Here is a 17,010-nt window from a genome sequence, read left to right as displayed (position 1 = left end):
TCGGTTCCGGTAGGACGACGTTCAGGTTTCGCGAACTACGGAAGGCTCATAGGCCGCTCAGCACGGCGGCGACGGCGGGGTATCCGAGGAAGATCAGGAACCCGGCGAACAGAGCCACGATCGGCAGCGACATCCGCTCGGTCGCGGCGTTGGCCTCACCCTCGGCCTCGGTGAGTTGCCGGTCGCGTAGCGACACCGCCCGGGATCGCAGCGAGTCCCGCACGCGGGCGCCCTCGGTCCCGGCCAGGCCGACGCTGGCGGCGAGCTGCTGCAACTCGGGCACCGCGACGCGGCGACCGAGGACGGCGAGGATGTCCCACGGCGGTACCCGGGCCAGCCGCGCCTCGGCCAGGGCGTAGCGCAGCTCGCTGTATGCCGGTCCGGAGCCGACTTGGGCGGCCTCGTCCAGGGCCTGATCCACGCCGGCCCCGGACGCGAGGCTGATCACCACGAGGTCCAGGAACGACGACAGAGCATCGCGGAACGCCGCCCGGTACTTCGCCGCGTCGCCGCGCACCGACAGCTCCGGCGCGAGGAACCCGGCGACACCGAGGATCAGCGACGCGGCCACCGGCACGACCAGGCCGGTGCCGATACCGCCGAAGGCAAGCAGGGTCGCAGCGGCCGGAGGCAGCAGCACCCCGGCGAGCGCGGCGGTGGCCTGTTCGGCGAGGTGCACGTCGACGGGCTTGTCGACGGTGGCGAGATCGCGGCGGGTCGCGGCGAGCGGCAGGCCGATACGGCGCAGCAGCCGCACTGCCGGGCGCCCCCACCGGCCCGTCCACCCGGACACCGGCTCGGCATCGTCGGCGAGCGGGTTCAGCCCGGCAGGGGCGTCGAGGACTTTGTCCAGGCGAGGCGGGCGCGGGAACAAGCCGATGACGATCAGCCACAAACCCAGGCCGGTGCCGAGCCCAGCGAACAGCACGAGGCCGGTCATGACGGCACCGCCTGACGCTCGGCCGGATCGTCGGCGACAGCCGCGAGCACGCGGCTGGTGTCCTTCTGGCGCATCAACCGCGCGAGCCACCAGAACGCGAACCCGAAGCACCCGCCGACCCCGAACAGCAGGATGAGCTGACCGGTGACGGAGTCGAACGGCGCCAGATAGCCCTGGTTGATCAGCGACAACACGGCCGCCATGGCCAACGTCGCGCCGACCACCACTCGGGCCGACGTGCGGTTGCTCTTACGGCTGGCCGCGATTCGCTGGCGGGAAGCGACCTTCGCCCGCGCGAACAGGGCCAGTTCACCCAGGACGTTGCCGAGCTGTCCGGCGCTGCCCTTCGCGGCTATCACCAGCCCGGCCACGACAAGGTCGGCGGTCGGGTCGGCCATCTCGGTGGCGAACCCGCGCAGGGCGTCGCGTAGCCGCCAGCCGCGTTGTAGCCGCAACGCCAGCCGGGTCACCTCGTCGCGGATCGGCTCCGGGGACTCGATGGCGCTGGCCCCGATCGCCTGCTCCAGCCCGGCCGCGCCGGACAGGTTGTCACGCACCGCCTCGGTCCAGGTGGCGATGGCCTCGATCCGGGCGACCCGGCGGGCGTGACCCCGGTCCGGGCCGATGATGTGCGGCAGCACCCACGCCGCCCCGGCCGACAGCACCGCCGCGACCGGCCAGCGGGTCACCACGGCCACGACAACGCCGACGGCCACACACAGCGCCAGCCGACGCCGGTCCACCGGTTCACGACCGGTGGTCAGCCTCGACCACCACGACGCCTCGACATCGAGTCCCGGCGGCGGATTCTCTCGGCCGGTCAGCCCCACGGTGACCAGTACCAGGCCCAGCGCCGTTCCCAGCCCCAGCAACGCCGCCAGGGGCACCGTCAACGTCATCGCGGCCACCCCCCGTTACCGTTGCCGGTCCGGGCCGCGCCGCCGGTGGTAGCCCACCAGCCCTCTCGGCGCTGCAAGACCGCCGGGTCGAAGCCGTGGAAGACCAGCCGGTCCAGCAGCGCGGTCGACGGCGGCGCCCCGGGCACCGCGCGCTCGTCCGGGCCGGGCCGGAAGATCTCGTTGGACGCGACCTGCAACCCGTCGGCGTCCACGACCTCCCGGACGCTGGTGACGAACCGGCGGCCGGTCTCGGTGAGCCGCAACTGCACCACCAGGTGCAGCCCTTCGGCGATGTGCAGGTTCGTGGTGGCCGGGTCGAGGCGCTCCGGGGCCGCGGCGGCGTAGAGCACCAGCTTGCGGAATACGCCGGCCGACGACGAGGCGTGGATGGTCGACATCGAGCCGTCGTTGCCCTGCGACATGGCGTTGAGTAGCGGCACCACCTCATGCCCTCGGACCTCGCCGACGAACACCCGCGAGGGCACCATCCGCAGCGCGTTGCGGAACAGCGCCGCCATGTCCACCGCGCCTTCGCCTTCCACGTTGGCTTCGCGGGCCTGCATCGCGACCACGTTCGGGTGCGCGGCGGTGTCCTGGTCGAAGCCGAGTTCGTAGGTGTCCTCGATGGTCACTAGGCGTTCGTGAGCCGGGATCGCCGAGGCCAGCCCGCGCAGGAACGTGGTCTTCCCGGCACCGGTCGGGCCGCCCACCACCGTGTTGAGCCGCGCTCGTACAGCGGCGCGGAACAACTCACCCAGGGCGGTGTCGATAGCCCTCAACTCGATGAGTTGAGGCATCGTCATCGTCATGTACCGGTGCCGCCGGATCGACAGCGACGGCCGCCGCACCACATCCATGACCGCGTTGAGGCGGCTGCCGTCGGCGAGCTGCAGGTTCAGCAGCGGCGCGGCCCGGTCCCAGCGGCGCTCGTCGTTGCCGGTATGGGCGGCCAACATCCGGATCAGGTCCACCATCTCCGCGTCGGAGTCCGCGATCGGCTCCACCTGTTCATGACGGGCGTCGGAGAAACGCACGAAGACCTGATCGCAGCCGTTGGCGACGATCTCCTCCACGTCCGGATTGTTCAGCCAGGGCTGCAACCCGCCCGCGCCCAACAGAGTGTCCGCGACCGTCCGGGCCACCCGCGACTCCACCTGTGGGCGTAGCGGCGGGCGACCGGCCTCCATTTCCGCTGTGGCGTAGGCGTCGAGGGCCTCGCTGATCAGCCGGCGCGTCAGTGCCTCTCGTTCCTCGGTCGGCATCGGCGTCTGGGTCGCGGCCTCCTGGGCACGGCTGGCCCGGGTCAGACGCTCGGCGACCTCACGGCGAATCTGGCGAACCACCGCCACATCCGGGCCGAGGTCCGGCTCGGCCGGGTGGCCGTGCCGGTGTCCGTTGACCGGCGCCGTCGACAACGCGTTGAACGGCGCGCTCATCCCGGCACCTCCGTCCTTGAGCCCGCGTCGTCTTGCGGCGCGGTCACCAGCAGCGGCGCCAGCTCGCCCGCGATGCGGTCGAGGGATCGCAGCAGCGGCAGCCTCCGCCAGCGACGTCCCGCGACGAGGTCCCCACCCAGCAGCGCCGCCGCGCGCCGGTCATCGGGCAGCGGGCCGTGCACCGCAAGTCGGTCCGCTGGTTCCATCAGCTCCTCGGTCACATACCGGCCGAGAACGTCGGCGACATCGGCCCCGTCGTACAGCCCGCCGTGTGCCAGCAGCACCACCAGGCGACCGGTCACCACGTCGAGCAGCTCGCCGAGATGTTCCTCCAGGTGGGCCAGCGCATCGGCGGTCGCCCGCACCACCACGGCCACCACATCGGCGAGGACGAGGACCGGCCTGGCCGCCGACATCGCCTCGAACCGGCCGCAGTCGGCCACCACGAGACGGTCCGGCGGGTTCAGCACGAGTTGCCCGGCGCGGGTCAGCTCCGGCAGCGCCGCCCGGCTCTGCGCCCCACCCGCCGGGGCCACCACCACCGGCACCACCCGATCCCCGACGTGCAGTGCCTGCGCCACCGTCCGGTACACGGCCGGGTCGCCACTGGTACCTCGGGCTGCCGAGGCCAAATCGACCAGGTTCGGCTTCGCGGCCAACCCGTGCCGCAGCATCAGGTCGCCGCCCGCCGGATCACACTCCACCAGCACCACCCGCGCCGAGGCGTCGGCGACCGCGGCCAACCCGAGGGCGGCCGTCGTCACGCCAGGGCCTTTGATCGAGCACATCGCCAGCAACGGCATCGTCAGCTCCCTCCCGGTGCGGTCTGCATCAGCACCACGCCGCCCGCCGCAGCCGCCGCCAACCGGCCACCGTCGTCCGCATCAAGCAGCAGCGTGATCACGACCGCGCCCTGGCCGTCACCAGCCAGGTCCACGGCGAGGACCACCGCCTGCATCCGGGCCGGCGTGGACGAGGCCGGGGCAGAGGTCGTTGCCGGTGCCGGTGCGGCACCGGCGGGGTTCGCCGTCACGTACACACTCACCCGCGCGCCCGCCGCGAGTCCCTGCGGATACTGGCCGGGCTTCACCGCCACCGAGGCGGTCACCTTCCCCGCCGGAGGGAACGCCGCGTCACCCAGCAGCGCCGGGGTCAGCAGGGTTCCCGGCAGCAGCGGCACCACCGCCGTACGACCGACCACCTGCGTGGCCTGGTCCGCCGGGATCAGCTGCACCGTGGGGTCTTGCGCCGCTGACACCGGCCGAAGGTCCGCCGCAGTGAACGCCTGCCCGGCCGTGACCGCACGGGCCACCGCAAGCACCTGCACCCGGTCGCCCAGCGCCACCGCCCCGTAGGCGTACGCGAGGACACACACGATGACCAGAAGCCCGCCGAGGGCAACGAACGGCAACCGGCGGCGGCGGCGTGCCGCCCGCCACGGTCCTCGCCCGGCACGCGGCTGCGCCACCTGCGGACGATCTTCAAGTCCCGATTTTGGGCGCACGGCACCCACCGACATGACTACCTCCCCGATACGGCGCCCCTCGGCACCCGATGTCAGCCCGTGATGACGGCCTGCGACTCCTGGACGGTGACCGGCACGCTCCCGGTCGTGGTCAACCCCGGCACCGTGCCTGACTGCCCGGCACCGGCCCAGGTCACTTCCCACGTCACCGTCACGGTCACCGTGTACGTGCCGCCCGGCGCCTGCGCCGACGAGTGGGTGTAGGTGTATGAGCAATCCGGCGACGGCAGCTTCGGATCAGTACCCGGCGTCCACATGGTTCCCGGACCGGTGCATACCTTCGTCGTGTTGTTGCCCATCGCCCACGTCGCCTGCACCGGCCGCGCGGTCGCCGTCACCGACACCCCGGGCACCGACGCGGTGGCGGACTTGGTCTCCCACGACGAGGCGTCCAAGGACAGCCACGTCGGCAGATGCGTCAACTGTTTGCCCGGAGGGTTGATCCGGATCACGATCGTGGGCAAGTTCAAGCGCGAGCGTGCCTGACGAGCCAACACCTCCGGTGACACTACCGGCGGCGCCGCCCCGGCAATCCACACCGGGCCGCCGAAGCCCGACGTCGCTTCACCGGCGTCGTTATAGCAAACCTGCTGGTACCAGCCGCCCGCGCCAGCAGGTTGCCCACCGAGGGCGTCGATCGTGGACGGCGACACATCAGCGGGCTTGTAATAACAGCCGTCGTCGCCAGCCCACCCACCGTCACGCTGGCAGGGGATCTCCGCGCCTTCCGGATTGCGGCATTTACCGTCGCCACCTTTGCCGCCCGTGTTGCCGGGCTTGGTGTTGCCGGAATTGCCCCCTGTGCCAGCGTTGATGTCACACCCTGGAGCGCTAGAGCCTTTCGTGCAACCCACCCCACCAGTGCCGTCTCCAGCGGTCGCCGGTCCGGCGACCGCCAGGGCGGCGGCGATCCCGAGGACCGCTACCAGCGTCAGACGTCGCAACCTGGTCAGCATGTCGCCCCTCCTTCGAGGATGAAGGAGGAAACCTTCCACACACCATCGGTCAGCTTCACCGTGGCGGTGGTGCGGTGCTTACTGCCCGGTTCCTTGTCCCACAGCTCCCCGGACTTCTTGTATTCGAGCCAGTTCGTGGAATCAACGCAATCGAGGATCTTGACCTCGGTGGGCACGTCTGGCGGTTTCGACTCCGTCGCCTTCGGGTCGAGGCGCAGCGGCCCCTTGGTCACCTTGCCTTGGTCCCGGTCGGTGTACAGAGATCTGACGATGAGCTTCAGCGCGTTGTCCGAAGCGTACTTACGCAGGTCGGGGGCGTCCGGGTCGGACGTCTTGCCCGCCTCGACGAACGCAGACCACATGCCGCGGTAAGCAACGAGCGCATCCCGCTCAGCCGCAACGCTCAGCGGAAGACTCGCAGATGGCGACGGTGCCGGCACCACACTGTTCGACGGTGTGCCGCCGTTACCCTCCTTCGAGCTACAGCCCGCCAGAGCTATCACCAGGGCTGTCGCTAGCCCCACCACCCCCGTGCGCCGGTCCACGCTCCGCCTCCTCCATTGGCCTCCGACCGCACGTCAAGCCGTCGCGCAGCCCTCATCTACAACCCTCGCCCAGCCAGCCCGAACCAAGGTCACCTAACGTGTCTAGTCCGCAACTGTCGAGAGTGGCAACTGCGCGCGCCCCGAGGTACGCGCGTTATCAACCCTTGACGCGCGCTCACTGGCGCACTTACCGCGCTGACAGTGCGGCTTCCACAAGGCGCAGATCGGGCAAATAGAGTGTCACAAATCTGACAGATCATTATCTTTCGATTGGTCGTACAATCTCGAACGAAGTGGCCGAAGTTTTTTGGGAGATACTTCGTTGGGTGACCATCGCCGGCCGCTGGGCCGGATTCTCGAACTCGTCGGGAGGCCCGGCGTCTATCAGACGCTGGTAACGCTGCACCGGCGAGACGATGTCGCCACCTTCGCACAAATCGATGACGAGGTATACCCGCACGCTGAGCGGTGTCTGCGCGCGCTCGCGGCCGAAGGTCTTATCAGTAGTCCTCGATGCGGGTCCTGGGACACCAATCTTCGCCCGGACGCCCCGATCGAGTTGACCACGGCGGGAGCCACGCTCCTCACCCACGTAGCCGCACTTCAAGCGTGGGCCGACGACTTCCCGGTCACGAGACCGTTCCATCGCTGGCGGCACCAATCGACAAGTAACGCAATTGACGATTCTTCAGGTTAATAGGAAATTCTTCACAAAGCTCGCGCGAAACCAACGTGATCAGTATTGGTTGGCGAGCGTTCGACACGAGGCAATACACTGATCATTCGCTAGGCCAGCGGCGCGCCCACAAACGGGGAGGTGAGTCGCGCTGGAGAACATGCTGCAACGCGCCCTTCGAGCGATCAAACCGAAGTGGGGCCGCGAGATTCTCGACATCCTGTCGTCCGAACCCCTCCGGTACACCGACCTACTGGTGCGGCTAGGCGGGGTGGCCGACGGGCCGGTCCACTCCCGAACCTTCCAGGCCACGCTCGCCGCGCTGACTCGGCAGGGCCTCATCGCGCACCGCACCACACGGGTGCCACCCGACTACGCCCTGACCCGCAGCGGACAGCGGCTCGCGGTTGCCCTCCGCCACATCGAAGCCTGGGATCAGGACCACCCTGCCGATCAGCCAGGCAACTCCGACTCGTGGCGGACCTAGCCAGTCCTATGGCGCTGGTCGCGGCGGCTGGTGGCTTCATCGCAGCGCTACCAGTCGCCGCGACCGCACACGCCGTTCCCGCCGACGGGCCGGTTCGGCTGCCGCCCCGATGGTGGTCTAACGACACGCCGCGCCTACTGAGCGCCGTCATGGCGGTGACGACTGCCGTGATCACCTATGCCGTGTACCTCCGAGTCGGGTGGCGGATCTCTGCACCGGGATATTGGCTATTCAGCGTCCTCGGCGTCGGATTGACCTACACCGACCTTCGGCGGCATCGACTTCCACACGCCATGGTCGGCGCGACCTGGCTCACGTGCGCGGTCCTGTTCACCGTCGAGTCGATCATCGACGACCGTTTCACCACGCTGACCCAAGCCGCCGTTTCGGGACTCGTGGTGTCAGCCGCATTGCTCCTCACCGCCCTGGCCGCGCCCGGCCAGCTCGGTCTCGGTGACGTCCATTTCGCCGGCGCAACGGCCTTCATCCTCGGCGCGCTCGGATGGCAAGTCTCGGCCACCGCCATCCTGGCCGCACTCATCGGCCAATGGATTTTCGCGTTAGTCACGGTAGCCAGAAGCCGCGAGCGCTCCACCAAGCTGCCGTTCGGACCGGCCCTCTTCGGAGCCGCAATATTGGCAATGATCTTTGCCTAGTGCCAGCCCGCACACCGCCCGCGACTTCGGCGCATCGAGATCGGTTCCAGCTTCCGGCGGTTCGTCGCGCGCCGCTACCGGGACGAGTGTGGCCAGGACGCTGGACGACCGTGATGGTGGAGGCCGTTAAGCTACCGGCACGGTGCCAATCCGTCTGGAGGGAACCCCGACCATGACCGACGCCGCCACGCCACCCTTGACCACGCAAACGAGCTTTCGCAGTGCCGATGGCCTACTTCTTCGCGGTACCTTCGTCGCACCGAGTGGACCGCCACGCTCCTGCACCGTGCTGGTACACGGTGGAGGTGTGACCCGTGAGGAAGGTGGCTTCTTCGGTCGGCTCGCTGAAGGTCTGGCGTCGGCCGGTGTGGCATCGTTGCGCTTCGACTTTCGCGGTCATGGTGAAAGCGAGGGTAGGCAGGAGGATCTCACGCTTTCCGGGGTCCTTAACGACATTCGTGCTGCGGTCGCGCATGCCCGCCAGCTCTCTGGCAGCGTTCCCGTCAATCTCTTGGGGGCCAGCTTCAGCGGTGGCATCTGCGCGTATTTCGCCGCCGAATTCCCGTCGGAAATCGCCAGGCTCATCCTGATCAACCCGCTGACCAACTACAAGAAGCGATTCATTGACGACAAGCCGTACTGGAATGACGATCAGATCGACGAGTCTGCGGGTCGCGAGCTGACTCAGAACGGGTTCTTGCCACATTCGGCTACGTTCAAGCTTGGGCGCCCTCTCCTCAACGAGGTTTTCCATGTGCGCCCTGATCGAAAGTCTGGCGACATTCAGGCACCGACGCTGATCCTGCATGGCACTGGCGACACCTTTATTCCCGTGCAGAGTTCTCGGGACTTCATAGCGAAGATTTCCGCACCCGCCAAGTTGATTGAGATTGAGGGCGCCCAGCACGGGATCGCCGTCCATGATGATCCGCAGTACCGCAACCCGCAGACGCAAATATGGCAGGCGAAGGCAATCGAGGACATCGCCGCCTGGAGTGCGTGACTAGACCGCTTCCATGAGTTGGGCGAACGAGGCAACTGCCGGTCGCTTCCACCAGGGATGCAGGTGATCCCGCAGCCGAGACAGTTCCTGTACGGTCCGCACCGATCCCGCTATCATGGCGGCGGAGAAGGCTGTGCAGCCGATTGATGCGGCTACATCGGGCTGCTGGATAGACGCCAAGTTTTGGGCCCGTAGTGCGGAGAAGTACCCGAAATCCCGCGCCGAGAAGGCGTCCGACCTTAAGGTTGCCTCGTAGATCTCGGCGGCCTTCTCCGGACGACCGGACTCGCCATAGCAGATCGCGGTTTGCAGCTTGAACAGCTCTCCGTCGTAATGGGCAGCCAGTGTGCTTTTCTCACCCGCTCCTTGTTCAAGGAGTTCGCGTGCCCGTTTCAGCGTGTCATCGACCTTCTGCCGACTCGTCTGCATCATCGCCAGTCCACGCGCCTGTTGCTGGACCGCTTCCGCCATGATTCGCGCGGGCAATCGCCATGGCCCTTCCTGAGCCGCCTCGGCAAGGCCCAACATCCGGGCGACATCGCGATTGTCCCACGAAGCTTGACTCTTCTTGACCAGGATATAGCCGGGCATGGCGTAATCGGTTGCTTCCATGGCCCACTCCGAGGCCCGGTCTCGCCAATATTCTGCCGCGACGGGATGACCCAAGTCGCGATATAGCCAGCCCGCGAACTCCGATGCCTGGGCGCCAACGCGCATCAGGGGACGACGCGTGCCCCAATCGACTGACCGCGCTTTGCGCTGCACGGTCGAGATGATTCCGAGCACGGTCGGCAGCGCATAGCGGGGACCATGAAGTCCATCGTCGCCCGCGCTTTCGGCAAGCTTACCGGTCAAGAAGGCAACCAGTGTCTCGTCGCCATATCCGTGGCTGTCCCGACCGACCGCCTCGATCCGGTCCAGATCGTCGAGCATGAGCGCCGGGGCCACCGCAAGCCGGGCTCCGGCTGCCGCGACGTACTTGATCAGGGCACGACGGTCCACCCGCTCGCTCAGCGTCGCGGCCTGGCCGTCGTCATGATTCGCCGCCTCTGCTACGGCTGTAGTCGCACGGGCCGACGACAGCCGACGGTTGCGGTAGAAGCCAAGCTCGGCGTCGGTCCGTGCACCCGTGACAGCGCGAAGGCCATCCCTGCGCCGTCGCCGCGGCCATCGGTACTCGCCCCGCTCGTAGGCTCCGATGTCGTTCTCGTCAAGATGGTCTTTGGCTTTTTCGTGCTCCCACTGCCAGGTGTTGACCGCCTCAGCGAGTTCCTGCCGCGACATCGGCTGGCCGGAGCCGGTGGGCGACAGTAGACGTAGACGGGCCTCGGTCAGCTTGCCGTTCGGCGTGGCGCCTGCCTTCTTGCGAGTAGTCACCAAATCAGCCGTCGGTTGCGACTTAGGTTCATCCATGGGCGGCACACCTCCTCGCCGGTTGTCCAGGATGGCAGGGTTACCGATAGTGCTCAAGCATCATCCCCTTGCGCCCCAGATTGCTCTTCGAATGGGCTCATCTGGATGGCCGGCGAACGGTGTCCACTCGGCGCTGGGATCACTGTGTGAGAGCGCCTGTTCATGTCTGCTGTGCGACGATGTCTTGGTGGATCATCGGGATGCGGGTGTTGTGGTATGGGACGTGGACGGCACCTTGATCCCTGCGGATCTTCGCTGGTTACGCCGGTCGGTTGCCCAGACTTATGGGGTTGGGGAGTCGTCCGTGGTCTTCCCAAAGACCAAGGTTCACGGTTACACGGACGAGTCGATCGTGGTTGACACGGCGGTCGCCTCTGGTATCGCGCCGGCGGATGCCGAGGCTGGCCTCGCGCGCTTCAGCACCGTTTTGGCTGCGGTCATGCAGGCGGGCCGCGACGAGTTGGCCCGGGTGCAACCGGCGTACCCGGGTGTGGCCGAGAGCATCGCCGAGCTGCACCGGCGGGGGTTCGTGCAGACGGTTCTGACCGGGAATCTGCGGGCTGCGGCCGAGGTCAAGGTCGCTTCGCTGAACGTGCGGGACGAGCTGGACCTTCAGATAGGGGCCTACGGGTCGGATCATCGGGACCGGTTCCAGCTTGCCGCTGTGGTGGCGCGACGGTACCGGGACAAGTTCGGGGTCGAGTTGGCGCCGGAGCGGACGGTGGTGGTGGGTGACGCCCCGAACGACATTGCGTGCGCTAGGTATGCGGGGTTTCGGGTGGTGGTGGTCGCTCATAGGGAAAGCCGGGAGGAACTGGCCAGCCATGACCCGGACGCGGTGCTTGACCACCTCGACCCCGAGCTGGTCGTCGCGACGATCACCTCGCTGGTCCGGGAAGGCTGACCCCGGCGGTCGGGTCCTGTCAGGCCGCAGCCATGCGGCGGTCCAGCTCCTGCACGATCGGCTCGCTGTTCCAGCGGTTCAGTCCTTCTCGGGCACGCCGGGCGCGTGAGATGCCGCGGAGGTTTCCGATCTGCCGCAGGCGCTCGTAGGTTTCCCCGAGGGTGACGCAGGCCGCGTCGAGGTGGCCGGTGAGCGCGTAGGCGCTGGCGAGGTCGACACGGGCGGCGAGCGCCACGTTGGTGTTGCTCTGGTCGTTTTTCAGGGCGGCGGCGGCTTGTTCCAGGTGGGTGACGGCGCGTGTGGGTTCCTTGAGTAGCAGGTGGCAGGTGCCTTCGTACACATCCACGCGTGTGGGGTTCCAGTCACTGAACAGGCCGGTGCGGTCCTGCGCGGTGATGCCGGAGGCGGCCTGCCGTGCCCGCACGAGGGCGTCATCGGTCTCGTTACGCAAACCCAGGGCCGCATACGCTTGGGCCTGCTCAGCGGCGATCCTGGCCTGCGCTGCAGCGGTGAGGTGGTCAGCCGCAGTGGCGGCCTCGTCGAGCAGCCGCAGCCCGGTCATGATGTCGCCGTCGGCTTGGATCAGCGTAGAGGCCCCTGAATGCAGGTTGCTTTCAAAGATCCGTGCGGTGGCACCAAGCCGGATGCTGCCGAGTCGATCGGCAAGGCTGCGAGCATAGGCGCAATGGGCCAGGGCCATGGAGCGGTTGCCTTGCGCGCTCCACAGCCGGCTGGCGACGATGGATGCCTCGCCGAGCATCACGCCGATGTCGACTCTGATTGGATCCTTCTCCGCTTTGCGGAACAGTGTCAGCAGGCATTCCCGGTGCGCCTCCACCAGGCTCAGCAAAGCTGCTGGTGGGACCGCTTGCCGTTGCTGGGCGAGCATGCTGGTGACGACGGAGAAACTGTTCCAGTCGCCACCCGCGTCGCTGTCGACGTGGAGGACATGGCCGGTGACCAACTCGGGAACCCGCAGGTCGATATCGCTGATTGTGCTGTCAGATGCCGTAGGTGCGGCTTGGGACGTGGCGGCCGACGCCCGATCGATGTAGAAGCCGATCTCGCTGTCGGTCTGTACGTGAAGCACGGTGCGGAAGGCTTCCCGGCGCCGCTCGACGGGCCACCGGTTCTCACCGCGTTCGAGACGGCCGATGTCGGTCTCGTCCCAGTTGCTCGTGACCTTATAGGTGGCCCACAAGTAGGCGTTTACCGCGTCGGCGAGTTCCTGCCGCGACATCGGGCGTCCAGATCCTGACGGCGACTTGCGTGCGCGGCGTGCGTGGGCCAGCAGTGTGTTCGGCCGTGGCTTGATTCTGCCGATCGTCTGATCGCCATGTCGGATCGAGTGAGCCGTCTGCTTGGCATTCGGCTGATCAAGTTCGCCCACGGGCGGCACACCTCCTCGTCGGTTGTCCCAGGATGGCAGGGCCAGCGATGGTGCTCAAGCCACCTACCCCCTGCGGTGAACGGCAGCGTGCCGAGGCGAGTGTGCCACCGTCCGCTGTGGCAGGCTGGTCGCCTGCTGAAGCTGATCTCGCGATCGAATTGCCACCCCTGCGAGACGGGATCGCGCCCTCTGGGCGGACCGGATCCCAGGCGGCGACACCCGCTCCGCCGTGACCAGCCCCAACATCTGATACCCCGCCGGTCCTAGTCTCCGGCGTTGTCGAAACGCAGTAGCGGGACGTCGTGCAACTCGACCTGCTGGCTACACATCGTGGTTGTGAGCGGAACTGCGGTCGAACTCCCCGGCTTGGGCGCCTGCGATGAAGGCGTCCCATTCGCCGGGGCCGAACTCCAGAACTGCGCCGGTTGGGTTCTTGCTGTCGCGGACTCCAACGTTTCCGTCGGCGGCGAAGGCGACCTCGACGCAGTTGCCTTGATCGCTGCGGACGGTCTTGCGCCAGTTGGTGAATTTGCTCGATGTCATCGTCGGCTCCCTGTGTAGGCGGGTAGTTCCTCAGCCACGGTGGCGAGGAAGTCGAGGCTTTCGTCGTGGGTGAGCGCCGCCTGTTGCAGGCGCCGGTACTGGTCCAGGTACCCGTTGGTCTCGGCCGGATCGGTGAGGACCAGGTCGCGGCGGGCCATTTCGACGGCGACGACGACGGGATCGCCGGGGTCGGGGTACCGGTAGGTGAAGAACGGTGATCCAGGAACGACGTATCCCGGCACTGTTACTGAGATCGGCAGGACGCGGATGGTGATCTTCTTCTTGCGTTCCCGTCCGATCTGCACGAGGTGGTCGAGCTGGGCGCGGACGACATCCGGTGGTGCGGCATGCCGGCGTACGGCCAGTTCGTCGATGATGACCTCGTAGCTGGGTCCACCGTCACGGTGGAGGATGCGTTGGCGGATCTGGCGGGCCTCCAGCGCCCGGGTCGGATCGAAGTCCTCGGAGCGGGGGCCGCGGTTGACGCGCATCCGGACCTCGGTGAACGCGGGTATCTGAAGCAGGCCGGGCAGCAAGGTCTGGTATTCGGCGATGGCGCGGGCGCCGGCTTCCAGGTCGGCGTACAGGGCTTGGCTTGGGCCCATCTCGTCGCGGAACTTCTCCCACCAGCCGCGTTCGGCGGCCTCGCGGGCGATGGTGGTGATCTGCTGCCAGCGGCGGTCGCCGACCTTGAGGACGTTGAGGATGCGCATGATCTCGGCGTCGTTCGGGCGCACGTGCCCGTTCTGTAGTTGGCTGATCCGCTGGCGGGGAATGCCGACGGCCGTGGCGAGTCGCTGGGTGGAGTAGCCGTGCTCCTCGCGGAGGCGGATCAGCTCGGTCGCCAGCCGATGGCGTCGCACGTAGGGGCTGATCATCAACGAACCTCCGGCATGGACAGAAGCGAGTCCACCGTGACTGTCCGACCGCGTAGGACTGTCCGGTGCGGCCAGAGCGTAACCCCGGATTTCGGCGCCGAGACCCTCGCAGCCGCCTCCAGGCGTGAAGAAACCGCAGGTCAACGGCACGTCTCCTGCTAACTCTCCTACTAACTCTCCTGGTAATTCGGGGTTCCGCGCCTGCGGACTGTCAGTGATCGTAGGCACACCACAAGCGACACATCGATGTGGCAGCCCGCCAAGCGGTCGTCCCGACAGCCGCACCACCGGGGCGAACATGATCCGACCGTTGCCGAGGAGGACGTGATGAGCGCCAACGGGTCACCGGAACCGACCGTACGCCGTGAGGAGTCGGCCGTGCCTTGTGTGGTGTCGTCCACGGTGGCGGTCGGCAGCCCGGTCGCGCCGCACGTCGACGCCGTCGTTCGCGGCCTGCCGTCCTCGTCCATGTTCGGCATGGCGGTGCAGGTCTACCGGTCGCACCAGCGCGATGCTGCTGGCCGGTGCCGGTCCTGCCAGGGCCGGACCTGCCGGTCGCGGGCTCACGCGGCGGCGGTCATCACGGCGGCCGGAGTCGACCCGGCCGATGTCGGCGTGCCCACCCGCTGCGGCGGCCCCAGTCGGCGACGTCAGCAGCTCGGTACTCCTGGCGGCCGTCAGTCACCCGCGCGGGTGACAACCGGCCGAGACGTCCGGTCACGACCGTCGCCCGAGGGTCGTGACCGGACCCGGCCGTCCGGCGGGTCACGGCGCGACCAACCGCACGGCTGCGCGGCTCGGACGGCGACCCCGCGCCCACGCGCATCGGCGGCGAAGGAACCCTCCGTGCACAGCGAACTCGTCAACCTGGCCCGCCTGATCAACCCGTATCCGCTGTGTGGCCGGTTGTTCTGCCGGTGCGGGGCACCGTTCTGCCGATGGGGCTCGCCCGAGTCGAAACGTGAGTACATGGCCGTGTGCGGCTGCCGGCTGCGCCCGATCGATGCGGACACCATCGAGCGCTGCGTGTACGCCGACGCGGCCAGGCGCGATCCGACGTTGACCGCCGGCCCTTGGCCCGATCCTCCGGCCGAGGTGCTGGCCCGTCTGTACTCCCGGATCGACGTCGGCGGGACGGTCGACGACGTGCGGTTCGTCCCGCGCGCATAGGCCGCGCCCGTCGCCGCTGCTGGGCAGGGCGCGGCGGCGGGTAGCGCGGCTTCACCCGGCAAGCCTGGCGCCAGGTCGCCTTCCCCCTGACTCTCCGCAGGTCCGCCCCAGGGCCTGTGGAGTCTCCACCCCTCGAATGCCAGTGAAGGGATTTCCCGGTGTCGTATCCGGTCGAAGAGTTGCAACGGTTCGGTTATCAGCAGGAGCTCCGGCGGGCGCTGCGGTTCCGTGACCTGCTCGCCTACGGGTTGATCTTCATGGTGCCGATCGCCCCGATGGCGATCTTCGGTGCGGTGTTCTCCGCGTCCGGCGGCATGGTGGTCACGGCGTACGCGATCGGCGTGGTCGCGCTGATCTTCACCGCGTTCTCGTACTCGCAGATGGTCAAGCCGTTCCCGTTCTCGGGGTCGGTCTACAACTACGTCGGTAGGGGCATCGGCGCACCGGTCGGGTTCATCGCCGGGTGGGCAATCATGCTCGACTACGTCCTCGTGCCGTCGCTGCTCTACCTGGTGGCCTCAGTCGCCTTGCACGCCAGCCTCGCGGCGATCCCGATCCTGTCGGCGGTCCCGGTGTGGGGATGGCTGGTCGCGTTCGTCGCGGCGAACACCGCCATCAACACACGCGGCATCAAGGTCACCGCTAAGTTCACCTGGATCATGCTGGTCGGCGAGCTGGCCGTGCTGTTCATCGTCCTCGGCATCGGCGCGTGGGCCATCGCCACCGGCATAGGCCGGTGGACCTGGGAGCCGCTGTACAACCCGAGCACCTTCGGCGTGGCACTGGTCCTCGCAGGGACCTCCGTCGCCGTCCTCAGTTTCCTGGGCTTCGACGGCATCGCGATGCTCGCCGAAGAGGCGAAGGGCGGCTCGCGGGTGATCGGCCGGGCGATGGCCGGGGCGCTGCTGGTCACGGGTCTGCTGTTCATCGCGCAGACTTGGCTGGCGGCCATCCTGACCCCGGACCCGCAGGCACTGATCGCGGGCGGTGATCCGGACGGTACGGCTTTCTACACGGCCATAGCGGTGGCGGCGGGGCCGTGGCTGGGCACGCTGTGCGCGTTCGCGACCGCTATCGCCTGGGGGTTGCCGGACTCGATGGTCGCGCAGGTGGCGATCTCGCGGCTGTTGTACGCGATGGCCCGCGACAAGCAACTCCCGGGCTTCCTGGCGAAGGTGTCCCGCAAACGCAACGTACCGATTAACGCGATCCTGCTCGTCGCCGCCGTGTCCCTCGGCCTCGGTCTGTGGATGAACGTGCGCGACGACGGGATCTCGTTGCTGTCCAGCCTGGTCAACTTCGGGGCGCTGACCGCGTTCCTGCTGCTGCACCTGTCCGTGATCGTCTACCACCTCGGCCGCCAGCGAAGCAGGAGGTGGTTCGCGCACGGAGTGATGCCACTGATCGGCGGCACGATCCTCGGGTTCGTGGTGTGGAACGCCAACGTCGCCGCGCAACGGCTCGGCTTCGTGTGGATCGGGCTGGGCCTTCTGGTGCTGATCGGCCTGTACGTCGCGGGCCGGCGACCGGAGCTGTCCGGGCTCACGCCCGCGCAGCACACCGGCACTCCCGTGCGCGAGGGGGTCTGA

General features: G+C 67.8%; 17 protein-coding genes. 6 read left to right on the top strand and 11 right to left on the bottom strand.

What is annotated here, in order from left to right:
• Positions 1-46: 46 nt before the first annotated feature.
• From Ani05nite_RS30075 to Ani05nite_RS30045, 7 genes are all read right to left on the bottom strand, one after another.
• Positions 47-940, bottom strand: a complete 894-nt coding sequence (locus Ani05nite_RS30075; protein ID WP_203773993.1) for a type II secretion system F family protein — start codon at positions 938-940, stop codon at positions 47-49.
• Complete coding sequence (locus Ani05nite_RS30070; RefSeq protein WP_203773991.1) at positions 937-1,848, bottom strand: type II secretion system F family protein; 912 nt, start codon at positions 1,846-1,848, stop codon at positions 937-939. Before Ani05nite_RS30070 ends, Ani05nite_RS30075 begins: the two co-directional genes overlap by 4 nt.
• A complete protein-coding gene (locus tag Ani05nite_RS30065) occupies positions 1,836-3,275 on the bottom strand; it encodes a TadA family conjugal transfer-associated ATPase (RefSeq protein WP_203773989.1) in 1,440 nt (479 codons plus the stop codon). Before Ani05nite_RS30065 ends, Ani05nite_RS30070 begins: the two co-directional genes overlap by 13 nt.
• The gene (locus Ani05nite_RS30060) at positions 3,272-4,078 is read right to left on the bottom strand and encodes a hypothetical protein (protein WP_203773987.1); all 807 of its coding nucleotides are present in this window, start codon (positions 4,076-4,078) and stop codon (positions 3,272-3,274) included. Before Ani05nite_RS30060 ends, Ani05nite_RS30065 begins: the two co-directional genes overlap by 4 nt.
• 2 nt (positions 4,079-4,080) lie before the next feature.
• Positions 4,081-4,686 carry an SAF domain-containing protein gene (locus Ani05nite_RS30055; RefSeq protein WP_239130766.1) on the bottom strand — a complete coding sequence of 202 codons (606 nt, stop codon included), beginning with the start codon at positions 4,684-4,686 and terminating at the stop codon, positions 4,081-4,083.
• A 146-nt stretch (positions 4,687-4,832) separates the two neighbouring features.
• Complete coding sequence (locus tag Ani05nite_RS30050) at positions 4,833-5,756, bottom strand: hypothetical protein (RefSeq protein WP_203773983.1); 924 nt, start codon at positions 5,754-5,756, stop codon at positions 4,833-4,835.
• Positions 5,750-6,301, bottom strand: a complete 552-nt coding sequence (locus Ani05nite_RS30045) for a hypothetical protein (RefSeq protein ID WP_239130756.1) — start codon at positions 6,299-6,301, stop codon at positions 5,750-5,752. The genes Ani05nite_RS30050 and Ani05nite_RS30045 overlap by 7 nt, the downstream gene beginning before the upstream one ends.
• 836 nt (positions 6,302-7,137) lie before the next feature.
• Between Ani05nite_RS30045 and Ani05nite_RS30040 the strand changes: the two genes are divergently transcribed.
• From Ani05nite_RS30040 to Ani05nite_RS30030, 3 genes are all read left to right on the top strand, one after another.
• Complete coding sequence (locus tag Ani05nite_RS30040; protein ID WP_203773981.1) at positions 7,138-7,464, top strand: winged helix-turn-helix transcriptional regulator; 327 nt, start codon at positions 7,138-7,140, stop codon at positions 7,462-7,464.
• An 8-nt stretch (positions 7,465-7,472) separates the two neighbouring features.
• Positions 7,473-8,120, top strand: a complete 648-nt coding sequence (locus Ani05nite_RS30035) for a prepilin peptidase (protein ID WP_203773979.1) — start codon at positions 7,473-7,475, stop codon at positions 8,118-8,120.
• A gap of 172 nt (positions 8,121-8,292) precedes the next feature.
• Positions 8,293-9,123 (top strand): alpha/beta hydrolase, encoded by an 831-nt coding sequence (locus Ani05nite_RS30030; RefSeq protein ID WP_203773977.1) that lies wholly within the window; start codon positions 8,293-8,295, stop codon positions 9,121-9,123.
• Here Ani05nite_RS30030 and Ani05nite_RS30025 read toward each other — a convergent pair whose 3' ends face one another.
• Positions 9,124-10,536: an NsdA family TPR-like regulatory protein gene (locus Ani05nite_RS30025; protein ID WP_203773975.1), complete on the bottom strand. Its 1,413-nt coding sequence runs from the start codon at positions 10,534-10,536 to the stop codon at positions 9,124-9,126.
• Between the two features lie 187 nt (positions 10,537-10,723).
• Between Ani05nite_RS30025 and Ani05nite_RS30020 the strand changes: the two genes are divergently transcribed.
• On the top strand, positions 10,724-11,440 hold the full coding sequence (locus Ani05nite_RS30020) for an HAD family hydrolase (RefSeq protein ID WP_239130755.1): 717 nt from the start codon (positions 10,724-10,726) through the stop codon (positions 11,438-11,440).
• Between the two features lie 19 nt (positions 11,441-11,459).
• Here Ani05nite_RS30020 and Ani05nite_RS30015 read toward each other — a convergent pair whose 3' ends face one another.
• From Ani05nite_RS30015 to Ani05nite_RS30005, 3 genes are all read right to left on the bottom strand, one after another.
• On the bottom strand, positions 11,460-12,830 hold the full coding sequence (locus Ani05nite_RS30015) for an NsdA family TPR-like regulatory protein (protein WP_239130754.1): 1,371 nt from the start codon (positions 12,828-12,830) through the stop codon (positions 11,460-11,462).
• A gap of 321 nt (positions 12,831-13,151) precedes the next feature.
• Positions 13,152-13,373: a DUF397 domain-containing protein gene (locus Ani05nite_RS30010; RefSeq protein WP_203773973.1), complete on the bottom strand. Its 222-nt coding sequence runs from the start codon at positions 13,371-13,373 to the stop codon at positions 13,152-13,154.
• A complete protein-coding gene (locus tag Ani05nite_RS30005) occupies positions 13,370-14,251 on the bottom strand; it encodes a helix-turn-helix domain-containing protein (protein WP_203774044.1) in 882 nt (293 codons plus the stop codon). Before Ani05nite_RS30005 ends, Ani05nite_RS30010 begins: the two co-directional genes overlap by 4 nt.
• Positions 14,252-15,097: 846 nt before the next feature.
• Here Ani05nite_RS30005 and Ani05nite_RS30000 point away from each other — a divergent pair.
• Together Ani05nite_RS30000 and Ani05nite_RS29995 are read left to right on the top strand one after the other, a co-directional pair.
• Positions 15,098-15,421: a hypothetical protein gene (locus tag Ani05nite_RS30000; protein WP_203773971.1), complete on the top strand. Its 324-nt coding sequence runs from the start codon at positions 15,098-15,100 to the stop codon at positions 15,419-15,421.
• Positions 15,422-15,579: 158 nt separating this feature from the next.
• Entirely contained in the window at positions 15,580-17,010 is a 1,431-nt protein-coding gene (locus tag Ani05nite_RS29995; protein WP_203773969.1) for an APC family permease, read from the top strand.

The sequence above is a fragment of the Actinoplanes nipponensis genome, assembly GCF_016862275.1.
GTDB lineage: Bacteria > Actinomycetota > Actinomycetes > Mycobacteriales > Micromonosporaceae > Actinoplanes > Actinoplanes nipponensis.
This window is presented reverse-complemented; position numbering and strand designations above follow the sequence as displayed.

Excerpts from the sequence above, each read along its gene's own strand:
- Ani05nite_RS30075 (WP_203773993.1), bottom strand. The coding sequence starts at position 940 with ATGACCGGCCTCGTGCTGTTCGCTGGGCTCGGCACCGGCCTGGGTTTG.
- Ani05nite_RS30065 (WP_203773989.1), bottom strand. The coding sequence starts at position 3,275 with ATGAGCGCGCCGTTCAACGCGTTGTCGACGGCGCCGGTCAACGGACAC.
- Ani05nite_RS30060 (WP_203773987.1), bottom strand. The coding sequence starts at position 4,078 with ATGCCGTTGCTGGCGATGTGCTCGATCAAAGGCCCTGGCGTGACGACG.
- Ani05nite_RS30050 (WP_203773983.1), bottom strand. The coding sequence starts at position 5,756 with ATGCTGACCAGGTTGCGACGTCTGACGCTGGTAGCGGTCCTCGGGATC.
- Ani05nite_RS30040 (WP_203773981.1), top strand. The coding sequence starts at position 7,138 with ATGCTGCAACGCGCCCTTCGAGCGATCAAACCGAAGTGGGGCCGCGAG.
- Ani05nite_RS30035 (WP_203773979.1), top strand. The coding sequence starts at position 7,473 with ATGGCGCTGGTCGCGGCGGCTGGTGGCTTCATCGCAGCGCTACCAGTC.
- Ani05nite_RS30030 (WP_203773977.1), top strand. The coding sequence starts at position 8,293 with ATGACCGACGCCGCCACGCCACCCTTGACCACGCAAACGAGCTTTCGC.
- Ani05nite_RS30025 (WP_203773975.1), bottom strand. The coding sequence starts at position 10,536 with ATGGATGAACCTAAGTCGCAACCGACGGCTGATTTGGTGACTACTCGC.
- Ani05nite_RS30010 (WP_203773973.1), bottom strand. The coding sequence starts at position 13,373 with ATGACATCGAGCAAATTCACCAACTGGCGCAAGACCGTCCGCAGCGAT.
- Ani05nite_RS30005 (WP_203774044.1), bottom strand. The coding sequence starts at position 14,251 with ATGATCAGCCCCTACGTGCGACGCCATCGGCTGGCGACCGAGCTGATC.